The 13,315-nt window shown below is 67.0% G+C and carries 12 protein-coding genes; 7 read left to right on the top strand and 5 right to left on the bottom strand.

Annotated elements, in window-relative coordinates; translation table 11 throughout:
- Positions 1–1,539 carry a long-chain-fatty-acid--CoA ligase FadD17 gene (gene fadD17, locus ABQE93_RS13045; protein WP_448407412.1) on the top strand — a complete coding sequence of 513 codons (1,539 nt, stop codon included), beginning with the start codon at positions 1–3 and terminating at the stop codon, positions 1,537–1,539.
- 112 nt (positions 1,540–1,651) lie between these two features.
- Positions 1,652–2,356: an envelope biogenesis lipoprotein LpqN gene (locus ABQE93_RS13050; RefSeq protein WP_448407411.1), complete on the top strand. Its 705-nt coding sequence runs from the start codon at positions 1,652–1,654 to the stop codon at positions 2,354–2,356.
- A gap of 26 nt (positions 2,357–2,382) precedes the next feature.
- Here the strand turns inward: ABQE93_RS13050 and ABQE93_RS13055 are convergent, their stop codons facing one another.
- The gene (locus ABQE93_RS13055; RefSeq protein WP_448408028.1) at positions 2,383–3,504 is read right to left on the bottom strand and encodes an NAD(P)H-dependent flavin oxidoreductase; all 1,122 of its coding nucleotides are present in this window, start codon (positions 3,502–3,504) and stop codon (positions 2,383–2,385) included.
- Positions 3,504–5,192, bottom strand: a complete 1,689-nt coding sequence (locus ABQE93_RS13060) for a medium/long-chain-fatty-acid--CoA/3-oxocholest-4-en-26-oate--CoA ligase (RefSeq protein ID WP_448407410.1) — start codon at positions 5,190–5,192, stop codon at positions 3,504–3,506. The genes ABQE93_RS13055 and ABQE93_RS13060 overlap by 1 nt, the downstream gene beginning before the upstream one ends.
- A gap of 35 nt (positions 5,193–5,227) precedes the next feature.
- On the opposite strand from ABQE93_RS13060, the gene ABQE93_RS13065 reads away from it, so the two are divergent.
- Positions 5,228–6,037 carry a crotonase/enoyl-CoA hydratase family protein gene (locus ABQE93_RS13065; RefSeq protein WP_448407409.1) on the top strand — a complete coding sequence of 270 codons (810 nt, stop codon included), beginning with the start codon at positions 5,228–5,230 and terminating at the stop codon, positions 6,035–6,037.
- A 53-nt stretch (positions 6,038–6,090) separates the two neighbouring features.
- Here ABQE93_RS13065 and ABQE93_RS13070 read toward each other — a convergent pair whose 3' ends face one another.
- Genes ABQE93_RS13070 through ABQE93_RS13080 form a run of 3 tightly spaced genes read right to left on the bottom strand, consistent with a single transcriptional unit; the run spans position 6,091 to position 9,094 of the window.
- Positions 6,091–7,293: a cytochrome P450 gene (locus tag ABQE93_RS13070; RefSeq protein ID WP_448407407.1), complete on the bottom strand. Its 1,203-nt coding sequence runs from the start codon at positions 7,291–7,293 to the stop codon at positions 6,091–6,093.
- Entirely contained in the window at positions 7,290–8,009 is a 720-nt protein-coding gene (locus tag ABQE93_RS13075; RefSeq protein ID WP_448407405.1) for an acetoacetate decarboxylase family protein, read from the bottom strand. Before ABQE93_RS13075 ends, ABQE93_RS13070 begins: the two co-directional genes overlap by 4 nt.
- A 53-nt stretch (positions 8,010–8,062) precedes the next feature.
- Positions 8,063–9,094 carry an LLM class F420-dependent oxidoreductase gene (locus ABQE93_RS13080; RefSeq protein WP_448408026.1) on the bottom strand — a complete coding sequence of 344 codons (1,032 nt, stop codon included), beginning with the start codon at positions 9,092–9,094 and terminating at the stop codon, positions 8,063–8,065.
- An 84-nt stretch (positions 9,095–9,178) separates the two neighbouring features.
- Here ABQE93_RS13080 and ABQE93_RS13085 point away from each other — a divergent pair, with 84 nt between their 5' ends.
- The 4 genes from ABQE93_RS13085 to ABQE93_RS13100 are packed head-to-tail and all read left to right on the top strand — an operon-like array spanning position 9,179 to position 13,314.
- Positions 9,179–10,183, top strand: a complete 1,005-nt coding sequence (locus tag ABQE93_RS13085; RefSeq protein ID WP_448407403.1) for a Zn-ribbon domain-containing OB-fold protein — start codon at positions 9,179–9,181, stop codon at positions 10,181–10,183.
- Positions 10,184–10,193: 10 nt separating this feature from the next.
- Positions 10,194–11,261, top strand: a complete 1,068-nt coding sequence (locus ABQE93_RS13090) for a thiolase family protein (RefSeq protein WP_448407401.1) — start codon at positions 10,194–10,196, stop codon at positions 11,259–11,261.
- Positions 11,261–12,436, top strand: coding sequence for a thiolase family protein (locus ABQE93_RS13095; RefSeq protein WP_448407399.1), 1,176 nt, complete (start codon positions 11,261–11,263; stop codon positions 12,434–12,436). Before ABQE93_RS13090 ends, ABQE93_RS13095 begins: the two co-directional genes overlap by 1 nt.
- Positions 12,436–13,314 (top strand): TIGR03619 family F420-dependent LLM class oxidoreductase, encoded by an 879-nt coding sequence (locus ABQE93_RS13100; protein WP_448408024.1) that lies wholly within the window; start codon positions 12,436–12,438, stop codon positions 13,312–13,314. The genes ABQE93_RS13095 and ABQE93_RS13100 overlap by 1 nt, the downstream gene beginning before the upstream one ends.
- Position 13,315: the final 1 nt, after the last annotated feature.

Here is a 13,315-nt window from a genome sequence, read left to right on the forward strand (position 1 = left end):
GTGAACGCACTGCCCACCGTCGCGGCCCTGCTGACGCCGCTGGTCGACGTCGAGGACCGCGGGGTCTACTTCGCCGATGAGCGGCTTGCGCGAAGAGAAGATTCCGCCGTCTCGTTCGTCTGCTGGCGAGATCACCTCAGAGAGGGCGCGGCGGTGGCGGCGGCGCTGCGGGCGCGCATGGATCCCGACCGCCCACCGCATGTCGGCGTGCTGCTGCAGAACACCCCGGCCTTCTCGGCAGTGCTGGTCGCGGCGGGGCTCACGGGCATCGTGCCGGTGGGGCTCAACCCGGTGCGCCGCGGCGCGGCGCTGCGCCGCGACATCACCCATGCGGATTGCCAAGTGGTGCTGGCCGATAGCGCCTATGCCGACATGCTGGCCGACGTCGAGCACGTCAACGTCGACTCGCCGGGTTGGGCGCAGGAGGTGGCCGCGCACGCCGATGCACCGGTGCGCCCCTACGCCGCCGAACCCGCCGATTTGTTCATGCTGATCTACACATCGGGCACCAGCGGCGACCCCAAGGCGGTCAAATGCAGCCACGGGAAGGTCGCGATCGCCGGGGTGACCATGACGGAGCGCTTCGGCCTGGGACCCGACGATGTCTGCTACGTCTCGATGCCGCTGTTCCACTCCAACGCGGTGCTGGTGGGCTGGTCGGTCGCGTTGGCGTCGCAGAGCTCACTTGCGTTGCGGCGCAAGTTCTCCGCCTCACAGTTCCTGCCCGATGTGCGCCGCTACGGGGCGACGTACGCCAACTACGTCGGCAAGCCGCTGTCCTACATCCTCGCCACCCCGGAGCGTCCCGACGACGCGGACAACCCGCTGCGGGCGGTGTACGGCAACGAGGGGGCGCCCGCGGACGTCGAGAGGTTCGCCCAGCGGTTCGCCACCGTGGTGATGGACGGGTTCGGGTCGACCGAGGGCGGCATCGCGATCGCCAAGACCCCCGATACGCCTCCGGGCGCGCTGGGCCCGCTGCCGCCCGGCACCGACATCGTCGACGTCGACACCGGCGAACCGTGCCCACCGGGGGTGACCGGCGAGTTGGTGAACGTCTCGGGCGCGGGCCGCTTCGAGGGCTACTACAACGATCCGCGGGCCGACGCCGAGCGGATGCGCGACGGCACCTACCACAGCGGCGACCTGGCCTACCGTGACGAGGACGGCTACGCGTACTTCGCCGGAAGGCTCGGCGACTGGATGCGGGTGGACGGCGAGAACCTCGGCGCCGCACCGATCGAGCGGGTGCTGCTGCGCCACCCCGATGTGGTGGAGGTGGCGGTGTACGGCATCCCGGCGCCCGACGTCGGCGATCAGGTGATGGCCGCCCTGACACTGGCCGACGGCACCGCTTTCGACCCCGACGCGTTTCGCCGCTTCCTGTCCGAACAACCCGACCTGGGCCCGAAGCAGTGGCCGTCGTTCGTCAGGATCAGCGCCGCGCTCCCGCGCACCGAGACCTTCAAGGTGATCAAGCGACACCTGGCCGCCGAGGGCGTCGACTGCGCCGACCCGGTCTACCCGCTACCGCGTTGACGCCGGTGCACATTTGCCGACGCGTGATAACGGGTGAATATACTCTGCTCAGCTAGATCGGCCGTTGGCTTGCTCTTTGCTAACGCTGACCTGGGCAGACGGGAGCCACTTGATGAGAGCCACGGCGATCTCGGGGGCCGTCGCCGCGGTGGGACTCGTGCTGGCGGGCTGCGGCTCCGACAGCCAGACCGCCACCGAGGCCACCACCCCGGAGACGACGACGACCACCACGACGACCGCGCAGGCGCCGCTGTCGACGGCGAAGATCGCGCCGCGCGCGGAGGACGCGCCCGGTCCCCATCCGACGATCGCTGACTACATCGCCGAGAACAACATTCGCGAGACCCCGGTGCAGCGGGGCGACCCGGGGGCACCCGTCCTCGATATGCCGGTGCCCGAGGGATGGGCGCCCGCAGGTGAGAACACCCCGGAGTGGGCGTACGGCGCAATCGTCTACACCGGGCCCGAAGCCAGCGAGTACACCCCGAGCATCGTCGCCCTGGTGTCGAAGCTGACCGGAAACGTTGACCCCCAAGCGATCATCGACCTCGCGCCCGGTGAGCTGCAGAACCTGCCTGCCTGGAATCCGTTGAACACCGGAGAGGTCAGCTCACTCGGCGATTACCCGGCCTACCAACTCGCCGGCACATGGGAATCGGATGGGCAGACCAAGGTCGTCGCGCAGAAGACGGTCGTGATCCCCGGCACCGACGGGCTTTACGTGTTGCAGCTCAGCGCCGAAGGGCTGGAGGCCCAGGCCGAAATCGTCGGCGCCGCCACCGATGTGATCGACGCGCAGACCACGATCGGCTTCTGAGCCGGCCCCCATTTCTTGGCCGCTGGCTAGTTTCCGCGGATGTCGTCGAGGCGGCGGGTAGCCTCGGTGAAGCCGTCGACCAGCTCGGCGATGATGTCGGCGACCGGGCGGATCTCATTCATCCTGCCCACGATCTGGCCGACCGGCATCGCCACGGTGTCGGGGTTGTCCGAGGCGTTCATCCGGTGATGGGCCTCACTGACCAGGATGTTCTGCAGCGGCATCGGCAGCGGCTCCGGTGCGTCGGGGGCGTCCCAGGCGTCGGTCCACTTGCTCTTCAGCAGCCGCGCGGGCTTGCCGGTGTAGATGCGCCGACGCACGGTGTCGCTGGACTCCGCGCGCAGCAGCGCCTCCTGGATCGTCGATGTGCCACTGGGATTGCGGTGGCCGAGGTCGTATTCGGCCGCGGTCAAGAACGCCGAGCCCATCCACACCCCCGATGCGCCGAGCGCCAGCGCGGCCGCCACCTGCCGGCCGGTGCCGATACCGCCGGCCGCCAGCACAGGTGCTCGGCCGGAAACGGCGTCAACGATCTCCGGCCACAGCACCATCGAGCCGATCTCGCCGGTGTGTCCGCCCGCCTCGTGGCCTTGGGCGACGACGATGTCCACCCCGTTCTCGACATGGCGCTGCGCATGTTTGGCGCTGCCGGCCAGCGCCGCCACCGGCACGCCGGCCGCATGCGCCTGGTCGATGACGTCGCGCGGCGGCGAGCCCAGCGCGTTGGCGATCAGCTTGATCGGGTGCCGCAGCGCGACCTCCACGTGCGAGCGGGCCACCGAATGCAGCCAGCCGAGCACCCCTTCATTGCCCGATTCGTCCTCGTCCAGTGGTGGAACACCGAGGTCGACAAGGGTTTTGGCGACGAAGTCGCGGTGGCTCTGCGGGATGAGCTTGTCGATGTCGACTGCGGAGCCCTCCTGCGGCACCTTGGCGGGCATCACCACATCGACGCCGTAGGGCTTGCCGTCGGTGTTCTCATCCATCCACTGCAGGACGCTCTCGAGGTCGTCGGCGTCGTTGAACCGCACGCAACCGAGCACGCCGAGCCCACCGGCCTTGCTGACCGCGGCCGCCACCTTCTCCGATGGGGTGAAAACGAAGATCGGGTAGTCGATGCCGAAGCGGTCACACAGTTCGGTGCGTATCAAGTGGCGGTCCCTACATGGTTGGCGTTGACCTCGTCGGCGGGCCGCTGCTCGGTCTGGTCCTTGGCCCACCGGTAGTCCGGCTTGCCCGCTGGCGAGCGCTTCACCTCGTCGACGAACCAGATGCTGCGCGGCACTTTGTATCCCGCGATCTCGTTGCGGACGAACGTGTCCAGGTCGGCCAGCTTGGGCCGGGCCCCCTCACGCGGTTGGATTACGGCGGCGACGTGCTGGCCGAACCGCGGATCGGGGACGCCGACCACCAGCGCGTCGAACACATCCGGGTGACCCTTGAGCGCGGCCTCCACCTCTTCGGGGTAGATCTTCTCACCGCCGCTGTTGATCGACACCGAACCGCGCCCGAGCATCGTCACGGTGCCGTCTTCCTCGACCGTCGCGTAGTCGCCGGGGATGGCGTAGCGAATCCCGTTGAAGGTCTTGAAGGTTTCCGCGGTCTTCTTCTCGTCCTTGTAGTAGCCGACCGGAATGTTGCCCTTCTTGGCGATGACGCCGCGGATCCCCGAGCCGGGTTTGACCTCATTGCCGTCCTCGTCGAGAACGACGGTGCGGTGGTCGATGGTCACCCGCGGCCCGCCGGCGTGCGGCTGGCCCTTGGCCACGATGCTGGTGCCGCCGAAACCGGTCTCCGAGGACCCGATCGAGTCGGTGATGATCCGGTTGGGCAGAAGTTCGAGGAACTTGTCCTTGATGCTGGTCGAGAACAGTGCGGCGGTGCTGGCCAGTAGGAACAACGCGGACAGGTCGTAGTCCTTGCCCTCGGACTGGCGGGCCAGCAGCGCGTCGAGCAGCGGGCGCGCCATCGCGTCGCCGGTGAAGAACAACAGGTTCACCTTGTGCTTCTCGACGGTGGCCCAAACCTCGGCAGGATCGAATTCCGGTGCCAGCACGGTGGTTTGGCCGGAGAACAGCGACATCCAGGTGGCCGACTGGGTGGCGCCGTGGATCATCGGCGGGATCGGGTAGCGGATCATCGGCGCGTTCTCGGCCGCCGCCTTGGCCAGGTCGTACTCATCCTTGACGAACTCGCCGGTGGCAAAGTCGGTGCCGCCGAACAACACCCGGTAGATGTCCTCGTGGCGCCACATCACGCCCTTGGGGAAACCGGTGGTGCCGCCGGTGTAGAGCAGGTAGATGTCGTCGGCGCTGCGGGGGCCGAAGTCGCGCTCCGGTGACGCCTGGCTCAGTGCCTCGTTGAACTCCACGCCGCCGTAACGCTCGTAGTCCAGATCGCTGCCGTCTTCGACCACCAGCACGGTTTTGACCGCAGGGGTCTCGGGCAGCACGTTGGCGACGCGGTCGGCGTACTGGCGTTCGTGCACCAGCGCGACCATGTCGGAGTTCTCGAACAGATACTTCAGCTCCGCTTCGACGTAGCGGTAGTTGACGTTGACGAGGATGGCACCTGCCTTCACGATGCCGAGCATCGCGATGACGATCTCGTTGCGGTTGCGGCAGTACAGGCCGACCTTGTCGTCCTTCTTGACGCCCTTGTCGATGAGGTAGTGGGCCAGCCGGTTGGCCTTCTCCTCGAGTTGGGCGTAGGTGAGTTCATCGTCGCCGCAGATCAGGGCGATGCGGTCAGGCACCGCGTCGACGGCGTGCTCGGCGAGATCAGCAATGTTCAGGGCCACAGCACCTAAACTAGAACGTGTTACATTTTCATTCAAGTCTGTGCTATTGATGCTGGAAGGGACGGCTGTTTGTGAGCGAAGCAGGAAATTCCGACAAGGGCCCCGACGCCCTCATTGAGCAGCGCGGACACACCCTGATCCTGACGCTGAACCGCCCTGAGGCGCGTAACGCCCTGTCCACCGAGATGCTCTCGATCATGGTGGAGGCCTGGGACCGCGTCGACAACGATCCGGAGATCCGCACCTGCATCCTCACCGGCGCCGGCGGCTACTTCTGCGCGGGGATGGACCTCAAGGCCGCGACGGCCAAGCCGCCGGGCGACTCGTTCAAGGACGGCAGCTACGACCCGTCGCGCATCGACGGCCTGCTCAAGGGCCGCCGCCTCACGAAGCCGTTGATCGCCGCGGTCGAGGGCCCGGCCATCGCGGGCGGCACCGAGATCCTGCAGGGCACCGACATCCGCATCGCCGGTGAGAGCGCGAAGTTCGGCATCTCCGAGGCCAAGTGGAGCCTGTACCCGATGGGCGGTTCCGCGGTGCGCCTGGTGCGTCAGATCCCGTACACCATCGCCTGCGATCTCCTGTTGACCGGACGACACATCACCGCCGCCGAGGCCAAGGAGTACGGGCTGATCGGCTATGTCGTGCCCGACGGCACCGCGCTGGACAAGGCGTTGGAGATCGCCGAGGTGATCAACAACAACGGCCCGCTGGCCGTGCAGGCCATCCTCAAGACCATCCGCGAGACCGAGGGCATGCACGAGGAAGAGGCGTTCAAACCCGACACCGCCAACGGCATCCCGGTGTTCCTGTCCGAGGACGCCAAGGAGGGCCCGCGCGCGTTCAAGGAGAAACGCGCCCCGAACTTCCAGATGAAGTAGCGATTTCGGCGCGCTCATGCACCCCTGGCGGGGTGTAAGCGCGCCGAAATCACCTAATGCAGCGGCTTGGTCGGCGTGAACTCGACCGGCATCTTCTCCAGCCCGCTGACGAAGTTCGCGGGCCGCAGCGGCAGGTCGTCGGAGCCCAGCCGCATGTCGGGCAGCCGCTGCAGCAGGCGGGTCTGCATGATCGACAGCTCGAGCCGGGCCAGCTGGTTGCCGAGGCAGAAGTGGGTGCCGAAACCGAACGCCAGGTGGTTGTTCGGATAGCGCTCGATGTCGAACGTCTCCGGATCGTCGAACACGTCCTCGTCGAAGTTCGCCGACTCGAACAGCAGCAGCATCTTCTCGCCCTCCTTGAGGGCGGTGCCGTGGAACTCGGCGTCGGCGGTCAGCGTGCGCGCCATGTTCTTCACCGGGGCGGTCCAGCGCAGCATCTCCTCGATGGCGTTGGGCAGCAGGCTCAGATCGTTGGCGAGACGCTGATGCTGGTCGGGGTGCAGCAGCAGCTGGCGGGTGCCGCCCGACAGTGTGTGCCGGGTGGTCTCGTCGCCGCCGATCAGCAGCAGCAGTACCTCGGTGACGATCTGATGATCCTCGAGCTTGCTGCCCTCGACCTCGGCGTGCACCAGGACGCTCACCAGATCGTCGGTGGGCTGGTCCTTGCGGGCGTTGATCATGCCCATCATGTACTCGCTGTAGGCCGCGAACGCGTCCATGGTCAGCTGGAACTTCTCGGGATCCGCGGTGCTGCTCAACGCGCCGACCAGATCATCGGACCAGCGCAGGAACATCTCGCGTTCCTCGGGGCGCACGCCGAGCATGTCGCCGATGACCGCCATCGGCAGCGGCGCGGCCAGATCCCAGACGAAGTCGCACTCACCGCGTTCGCATATCGCGTCGATCAGCGAATCACAGAGGGACACAATCGATCCCTCGAGATCCTTGACCCGTTTGCGGGTGAAGCCGGAGTTGACGAGCTTGCGCCGCAGCAGGTGCTGCGGGTCGTCCATCTCGATCATCATCTCGACGCCGGGCTGGTCGGGACGGATCCCGCCGGCGTTGGAGAACAGCTCGGGGTTGCGCTCGGCCTCGATCACCGCCGCATAGGTGGCCGCGGCGGCCAACCCGTTGCGGTCACGAAACACCGGTTCGTTCTCGCGCATCCACTTGTAGACCGAGCGCGAGTCCCCGGCGTAGAAGTTTCCGTCGGTCAGGTCGACGTCGGGCTTGGTCTGCGGTGTGGTCGTGGTCATGGCTGAACCTCCTGCGCGTCTGCGAACGACATCTCCACGTTTCCTGCGGACCCCGTGAACAGCGCGCGCTTCGGGAAGCCGAGCGATGCAAGCTCTTTGGCGTAGGGATGTTCACCGAGCCGCACCTTGGCGCCGCCGGGGCGGTAACGCACGTCGTGCAGCTTCATCTCGCCGAGCGTGCGGCGCACCACCCCGTCGCGGTAGGAGTAGGTGGGATGCGCCTGCGGCTTGGACGTGAACCGGGCCGGGACGGGCAACCCCTTGCCGAAGTCCATGCCGACGACGAACTGGCCGTCGATGGTGACGTCGAACGAGTATGTGTGGCCGTCGCGGATCGTGAAGTCCGCCATGACTTTCGGATAACCCCAGATCTTGGTGCCTGCCTCGAGGGTGAACGCCTGGTCGACGGGAAGGTGGTGGATGAACGCACCCGCATCCTGCAGTGCGCGCGGCCCAGACGCCGTCGACCCGGGCGGGTTGACCATCACGTTCGTGCCGTACTCGTAGTACTGGCCGAGGTCGCCGTCCTCGTACCGCATCAACATCAGCACGACGATCGCGCGCCCAGGAAGGTAGCGGCAGACCGTCAGGCCGCTGTAGTCGATCAAGCGCTGGGCGGCGTCGGCGTTCACCGAGAACATCGCCATGTGCTGGTGCGCCTTGCGGATCTTCACCGGCATGGTGAGCACGGTGCCCGCGATGGTGTGCTGGGTCATTGCGTCAATCTAGAACGCGGGTAGACAACTATCAAGGAAGTGTCTAGTCGGCGCTACACCAGGGCCGCGAGGTCCCGGATCTGCTCGGGTGAACGGGCGCCGACGACCATCATCGTCACACCCGCGGCTTCCCACGCCTTGATCTGTTCCTGCACGTAACCGAGGTCCCCGACGATCGCGGAGTCGTCGACCAACTCGTCGGGGATGATCTTGGCTGCCTCGTCTTTGCGGTCGGACCGGAACAGCTTGGTCACGTCCTCGACCACCTCGGCATAACCCATCCGTCGGTAGACGTCGGCGTGGAAGTTGGTGTCCTCGGCACCCATGCCGCCCATGTACAGCGCCAGGTGCGGCTTCATCAGCTCCATGATCTCGGCGCGGTCGTCGGTGACCACCACCTGCGCCGTCGCGCAGATCTCGAAGTCCGCACGGCTGCGGCGCGCGCCCGGGCGGGCGAAGCCTTCGTCGAGCCACTCGTTGTACATGCCTGCGATGCGCGGCGAGTAGAAGATCGGCAGCCATCCGTCGCAGATCTCCGCGGCCAGCGCGACGTTCTTGGGCCCCTCGGCGCCCAGCATCACCGGGATGTCGGCGCGCCGCGGATGGGTGATCGGCTTGAGGTTCTTGCCCAGGCCCGTGGTGCCCTCACCGGTCAGCGGCAGCGGATAGTGCGGGCCGTCGCTGCGCACGGGGGCTTCGCGCGCCCACACCTGACGCAGGATGTCGACGTATTCGCGGGTACGCGCCAACGGCTTCGGGAACTTCTGCCCGTACCAACCCTCCACGACCTGCGGCCCGGACACCCCGAGACCGAGGATGTGGCGGCCGCCGGAGAGGTGGTCGAGCGTCAACGCCGCCATCGCGCAGGCCGTCGGTGTGCGCGCCGACAACTGCACCACCGACGTACCCAGCCGCATCCGTGTGGTTTCGCGGCCCCACCACGCCAGCGGCGTGTACGCGTCCGACCCCCAGGCCTCCGCGGTGAACACCGTGTCAAAGCCGGCTTCCTCGGCGGCGGCGACCAGTTCGGCGTGGTTGTCCGGCGGCTGCGCGCCCCAATACCCCAGCTGAAGTCCGAGCTTCATTCCCACCACCCCAACCCTGCGTTCATTAGCTCGCCTCTCGACCTGTCCTTGAAACCATTGTTAGAACCTGTTCTACTCGATGCCGTGACCACCAGCCATGGCAGCCCGGTGCAGATCGATACGCATGAGCCACCGCTTTCAGCACCGCTGAAGCTCTCATTCGACTACACCCGTTCAGTAGGGCCACTCCTGTCCCAGTTCTTCACCGCCCTGCGTGAGCGACGCATCGTCGGCGTGCGCGGTTCCGACGGGCGAGTGCACGTGCCGCCTGCAGAGTTCGATCCCGTCACCTACGAACGATTGACGGAGATCGTACCGGTGAGCGCCGTAGGTACCGTGCAGTCGTGGACCTGGCAGCCGGCCCCGTTGCCGGGCCAGCCGCTGGACCGCCCGTTCGCATGGGCGCTGATCAAACTCGACGGCGCCGACACCGCGCTGCTACACGCGGTCGACGCCGGGTCGTCCGATGCGATCAGTACCGGCGCGCGGGTATACGCGCACTGGGTCGACGAGCCCGTCGGCGCGATCACCGACATCGCGCACTTCAAGCTCGGTGATCAGGCCGAGCCGGAGGGCCAACCCGACGAGCGCGAGCCGGTCACCGTGCAGGTGAGCCCGTCGGCGATCGAGATCCAGCACACCGCGTCGCTGCCCGAGAGCGTGTTCTTGCGCGCGCTCGAGGAGGGCAAGCTGCTGGGCGCGCGGACGAAGAGTGGCCGCGACGGCAAGCCGGGCAAGGTGTACTTCCCGCCCAAAGAGGCCGATCCCGCCACCGGCCTGGCGCTCGACGAGTTCGTCGAACTGCCCGACAAGGGCACCGTGACGACCTTCGCCGTCATCAACATCCCGTTCGCGGGACAGCGCATCAAACCGCCATACGTGGCGGCCTACGTGTTGCTCGACGGCGCGGATATCGCGTTCTTGCATCTGGTCACCGAGATCGAGGCCGACGAGGTCCGGATGGGCATGCGGGTCGAGGCGGTGTGGCGGCCCCGCGAGGAATGGGGGCTGGGCATCGACAACATCAGCCACTTCCGGCCCACCGGCGAACCCGACGCCGACTACGACACCTACAAGCACCATCTGTGAAGGGCTGGACGTGACTGGTTCAAGAGATGTAGCAGTGGTCGGCTTCGCGCATGCGCCGCATGTGCGCCGCACCGACGGCACCACCAACGGCGTGGAAATGCTGATGCCGTGCTTTCACCAGCTCTACGACGAACTTGGTCTGAAGCAGACCGATATCGGGTTCTGGTGCTCGGGTTCCTCGGATTACCTTGCCGGCCGGGCGTTTTCGTTCATCTCGGCGATCGACTCGATCGGCGCGGTGCCGCCGATCAACGAGTCGCACGTCGAGATGGATGCGGCATGGGCGCTGTATGAGGCCTACATCAAGATCCTGACCGGAGAGGTCGACACCGCGCTGGTGTACGGCTTCGGAAAGTCCAGCGCGGGCGTGCTGCGCCGCATCCTGGCCCTGCAGACCGACCCGTACAGCGTGGCTCCGCTGTGGCCGGACTCGGTGTCGATCGCGGGGTTGCAGGCGCGGCTGGGCCTCGACGGGGGCAAGTGGACGGCCGAGCAGATGGCGCAGGTGGCGTTGGAGTCGATGACGGCCGCGGGCCGCACCGACAGCGAGCGGCCGGCCAAGAGCACCGCCGAACTGCTCGAACGGCCCTACTTCGCAGATCCGTTGCGCCGCCACGACATCGCACCCATCACCGACGGCGCGTCGGCGATCGTGCTCGCGGCCGGTGACCGGGCCCGCGAGTTGCGGGAGAACCCGGCGTGGATCACCGGTTTCGAGCACCGGATCGAGACGCCGGTGCTGGGCGCGCGCGATCTCACCACCTCGCCGTCGACGTCCGCGTCGGCCCGGGCGGCCACCGGCGGCGACGCCAGTTCGGTTGAGGTGGCCGAGATCTACGCGCCGTTCACCCACCAGCACCTGATCCTGACGGAGGCGATCGGGTTGCCGTCGTCGGCGAAGGTCAACCCCTCCGGCGGCGCGCTGGCCGCCAACCCGATGTTCTCGGCCGGGCTGGAGCGCATCGGCTTCGCCGCGCAGCACATCTTCACCGGGTCCGCACAGCGGGTCCTCGCGCACGCCACCAGTGGCCCTGCGCTGCAACAGAATCTGGTGGCCATTCTGGAGGGACGCGACTGATGTCTAAGAATCTCGCTGCTGTGCTCGGCACCGGGCAGACCAAGTACGTCGCCAAACGCCACGACGTGTCGATGAACGGCCTGGTCCGCGAGGCCATCGACCGGGCCCTGGCCGATTCGGGCGCGACGATGGACGACATCGACGCCGTGGTGGTCGGTAAGGCGCCGGATTTCTTCGAGGGCGTGATGATGCCCGAGCTGTTCATGGCCGACGCCGTGGGTGCCACCGGTAAACCGTTGATCCGGGTGCACACCGCCGGCTCGGTGGGCGGGTCGACGGCCATCGTGGCGGCCAGCCTGGTGCAGTCGGGCAAGTACCGCCGCGTGCTGGCGATGGCGTGGGAGAAGCAGTCGGAGTCGAACGCCATGTGGGCGTTGAGCATTCCGGTGCCGTTCACCAAGCCCGTCGGCGCCGGCGCCGGCGGGTACTTCGCACCGCACGTGCGCGCCTACATCCGCCGCTCGGGGGCGCCGACGCACATCGGGGCGATGGTGGCGGTCAAGGATCGGCTCAACGGCGCCAAGAATCCGCTCGCGCATCTGCACCAACCCGACATCACGCTGGAGAAGGTGCTGTCATCCCAGATGCTGTGGGATCCCATCCGGTTCGACGAGACGTGTCCGTCCTCCGACGGCGCCTGCGCCTTGGTGATCGGCAACGAGGAGATCGCCGACAAGCGCTCCGCCGAAGGCCATCCCGTCGCGTGGATTCACGCCACCGCGCTGCGCACCGAACCGTTGGCGTACTCCGGACGCGACCAGGTCAACCCGCAGGCAGGCCGCGACGCCGCCAAGGCGTTGTGGGAAGCGGCGGGGATCACCAGCCCGATCGACGAGATCGACACCGCCGAGATCTACGTACCGTTCTCCTGGTTCGAGCCGATGTGGTTGGAGAACCTCGGCTTCGCACCCGAAGGTGAAGGCTGGAAACTCACCGAGGCCGGTGAGACCGCGATCGGCGGGCGGTTGCCGGTCAACGCCTCGGGCGGCGTGCTGTCGTCGAACCCGATCGGCGCCTCAGGCATGATCCGGTTCGCCGAATCGGCGATTCAGGTGATGGGCAAGGCCGGTGACCACCAGGTCCCGAACGCCCGTAAGGCGTTGGGCCACGCCTACGGCGGCGGGTCACAGTACTACTCGATGTGGGTCGTCGGGGCGGACAAACCGGGCCGATGATGAAGTACACCTGCGCGGTGCCGATGTGCCAGATCGACCAGCTCATCGAAATCGCCAAAACCGCTGAGGAAGTCGGCTTTACCTCGATAGCGCTGCCCGACTCGATCTTCTACATGGAGAAGCAGTCGGCGGACTACCCGTACACGCCGGACGGCTCGCGCATGTGGGACGCCGACACCCCTTGGATCGACCCGCTGATCGCCGCGGGCGCGATGGGGGCGGTGACCTCGAGGCTGCGGTTCTACACCAACGTGATGAAGCTGGGCTCCCGTAACCCGCTGCTGCTGGCGCGCCAGGTCGGCTCGGTCGCCAACATCACCGGTAACCGGTTCGGGTTCGGAGTCGGAATCGGCTGGGCCCCAGAGGAGTTCGAGTGGTGCGGCCAGCCCTACGCCAAACGGGGTAAACGCGTCGACGAGATGATCGAGGTGATCAAACTCGTGCTCGGCGGCGGCATGGTGCAGTTCCACGGTGAGTTCTACGATTTCGACAAGCTGCAGATGAGCCCGGCGCCCAGCGCGCCGGTGCCGTTCTACGTCGGCGGGCACACCGACGTCGCGCTCAAGCGCGCCGCCCGTGTCGGCGACGGCTGGACCAGCGCGATGATGACGGCCGCCGAGCTGGCCGAAACGATCGGCAAGCTCAAGGCGTTGCTCGCCGAATCCGGCCGCGGTGACGATCCGTTCGAGTTCCAGGCCGTGTGCATCGACAAGTTCGATGTCGACGGGCACCGCGAGCTGGCCGAGGCGGGGGTCACCGACAACATCGTGATGCCGTGGGTCTTCGAAGGCCTCGGCTTCGACGCGCCGCTGGACAAGAAGCAGGACGCGATGAAACGCTTCGCCGACACCTTCATCCACTCGGGCTGGCAGAACTAGC

The organism is Mycolicibacterium sp. XJ662, assembly GCF_053484035.1.

What these genes read in the sequence shown, in the direction of transcription:
- ABQE93_RS13050 (WP_448407411.1), top strand. Translation starts at nt 1,652, where the DNA reads ATGAGAGCCACGGCGATCTCGGGGGCCGTCGCCGCGGTGGGACTCGTG.
- ABQE93_RS13075 (WP_448407405.1), bottom strand. Translation starts at nt 8,009, where the DNA reads ATGACCCAGCACACCATCGCGGGCACCGTGCTCACCATGCCGGTGAAG.
- ABQE93_RS13095 (WP_448407399.1), top strand. Translation starts at nt 11,261, where the DNA reads ATGTCTAAGAATCTCGCTGCTGTGCTCGGCACCGGGCAGACCAAGTAC.
- ABQE93_RS13070 (WP_448407407.1), bottom strand. Translation starts at nt 7,293, where the DNA reads ATGACCACGACCACACCGCAGACCAAGCCCGACGTCGACCTGACCGAC.
- ABQE93_RS13080 (WP_448408026.1), bottom strand. Translation starts at nt 9,094, where the DNA reads ATGAAGCTCGGACTTCAGCTGGGGTATTGGGGCGCGCAGCCGCCGGAC.
- ABQE93_RS13100 (WP_448408024.1), top strand. Translation starts at nt 12,436, where the DNA reads ATGAAGTACACCTGCGCGGTGCCGATGTGCCAGATCGACCAGCTCATC.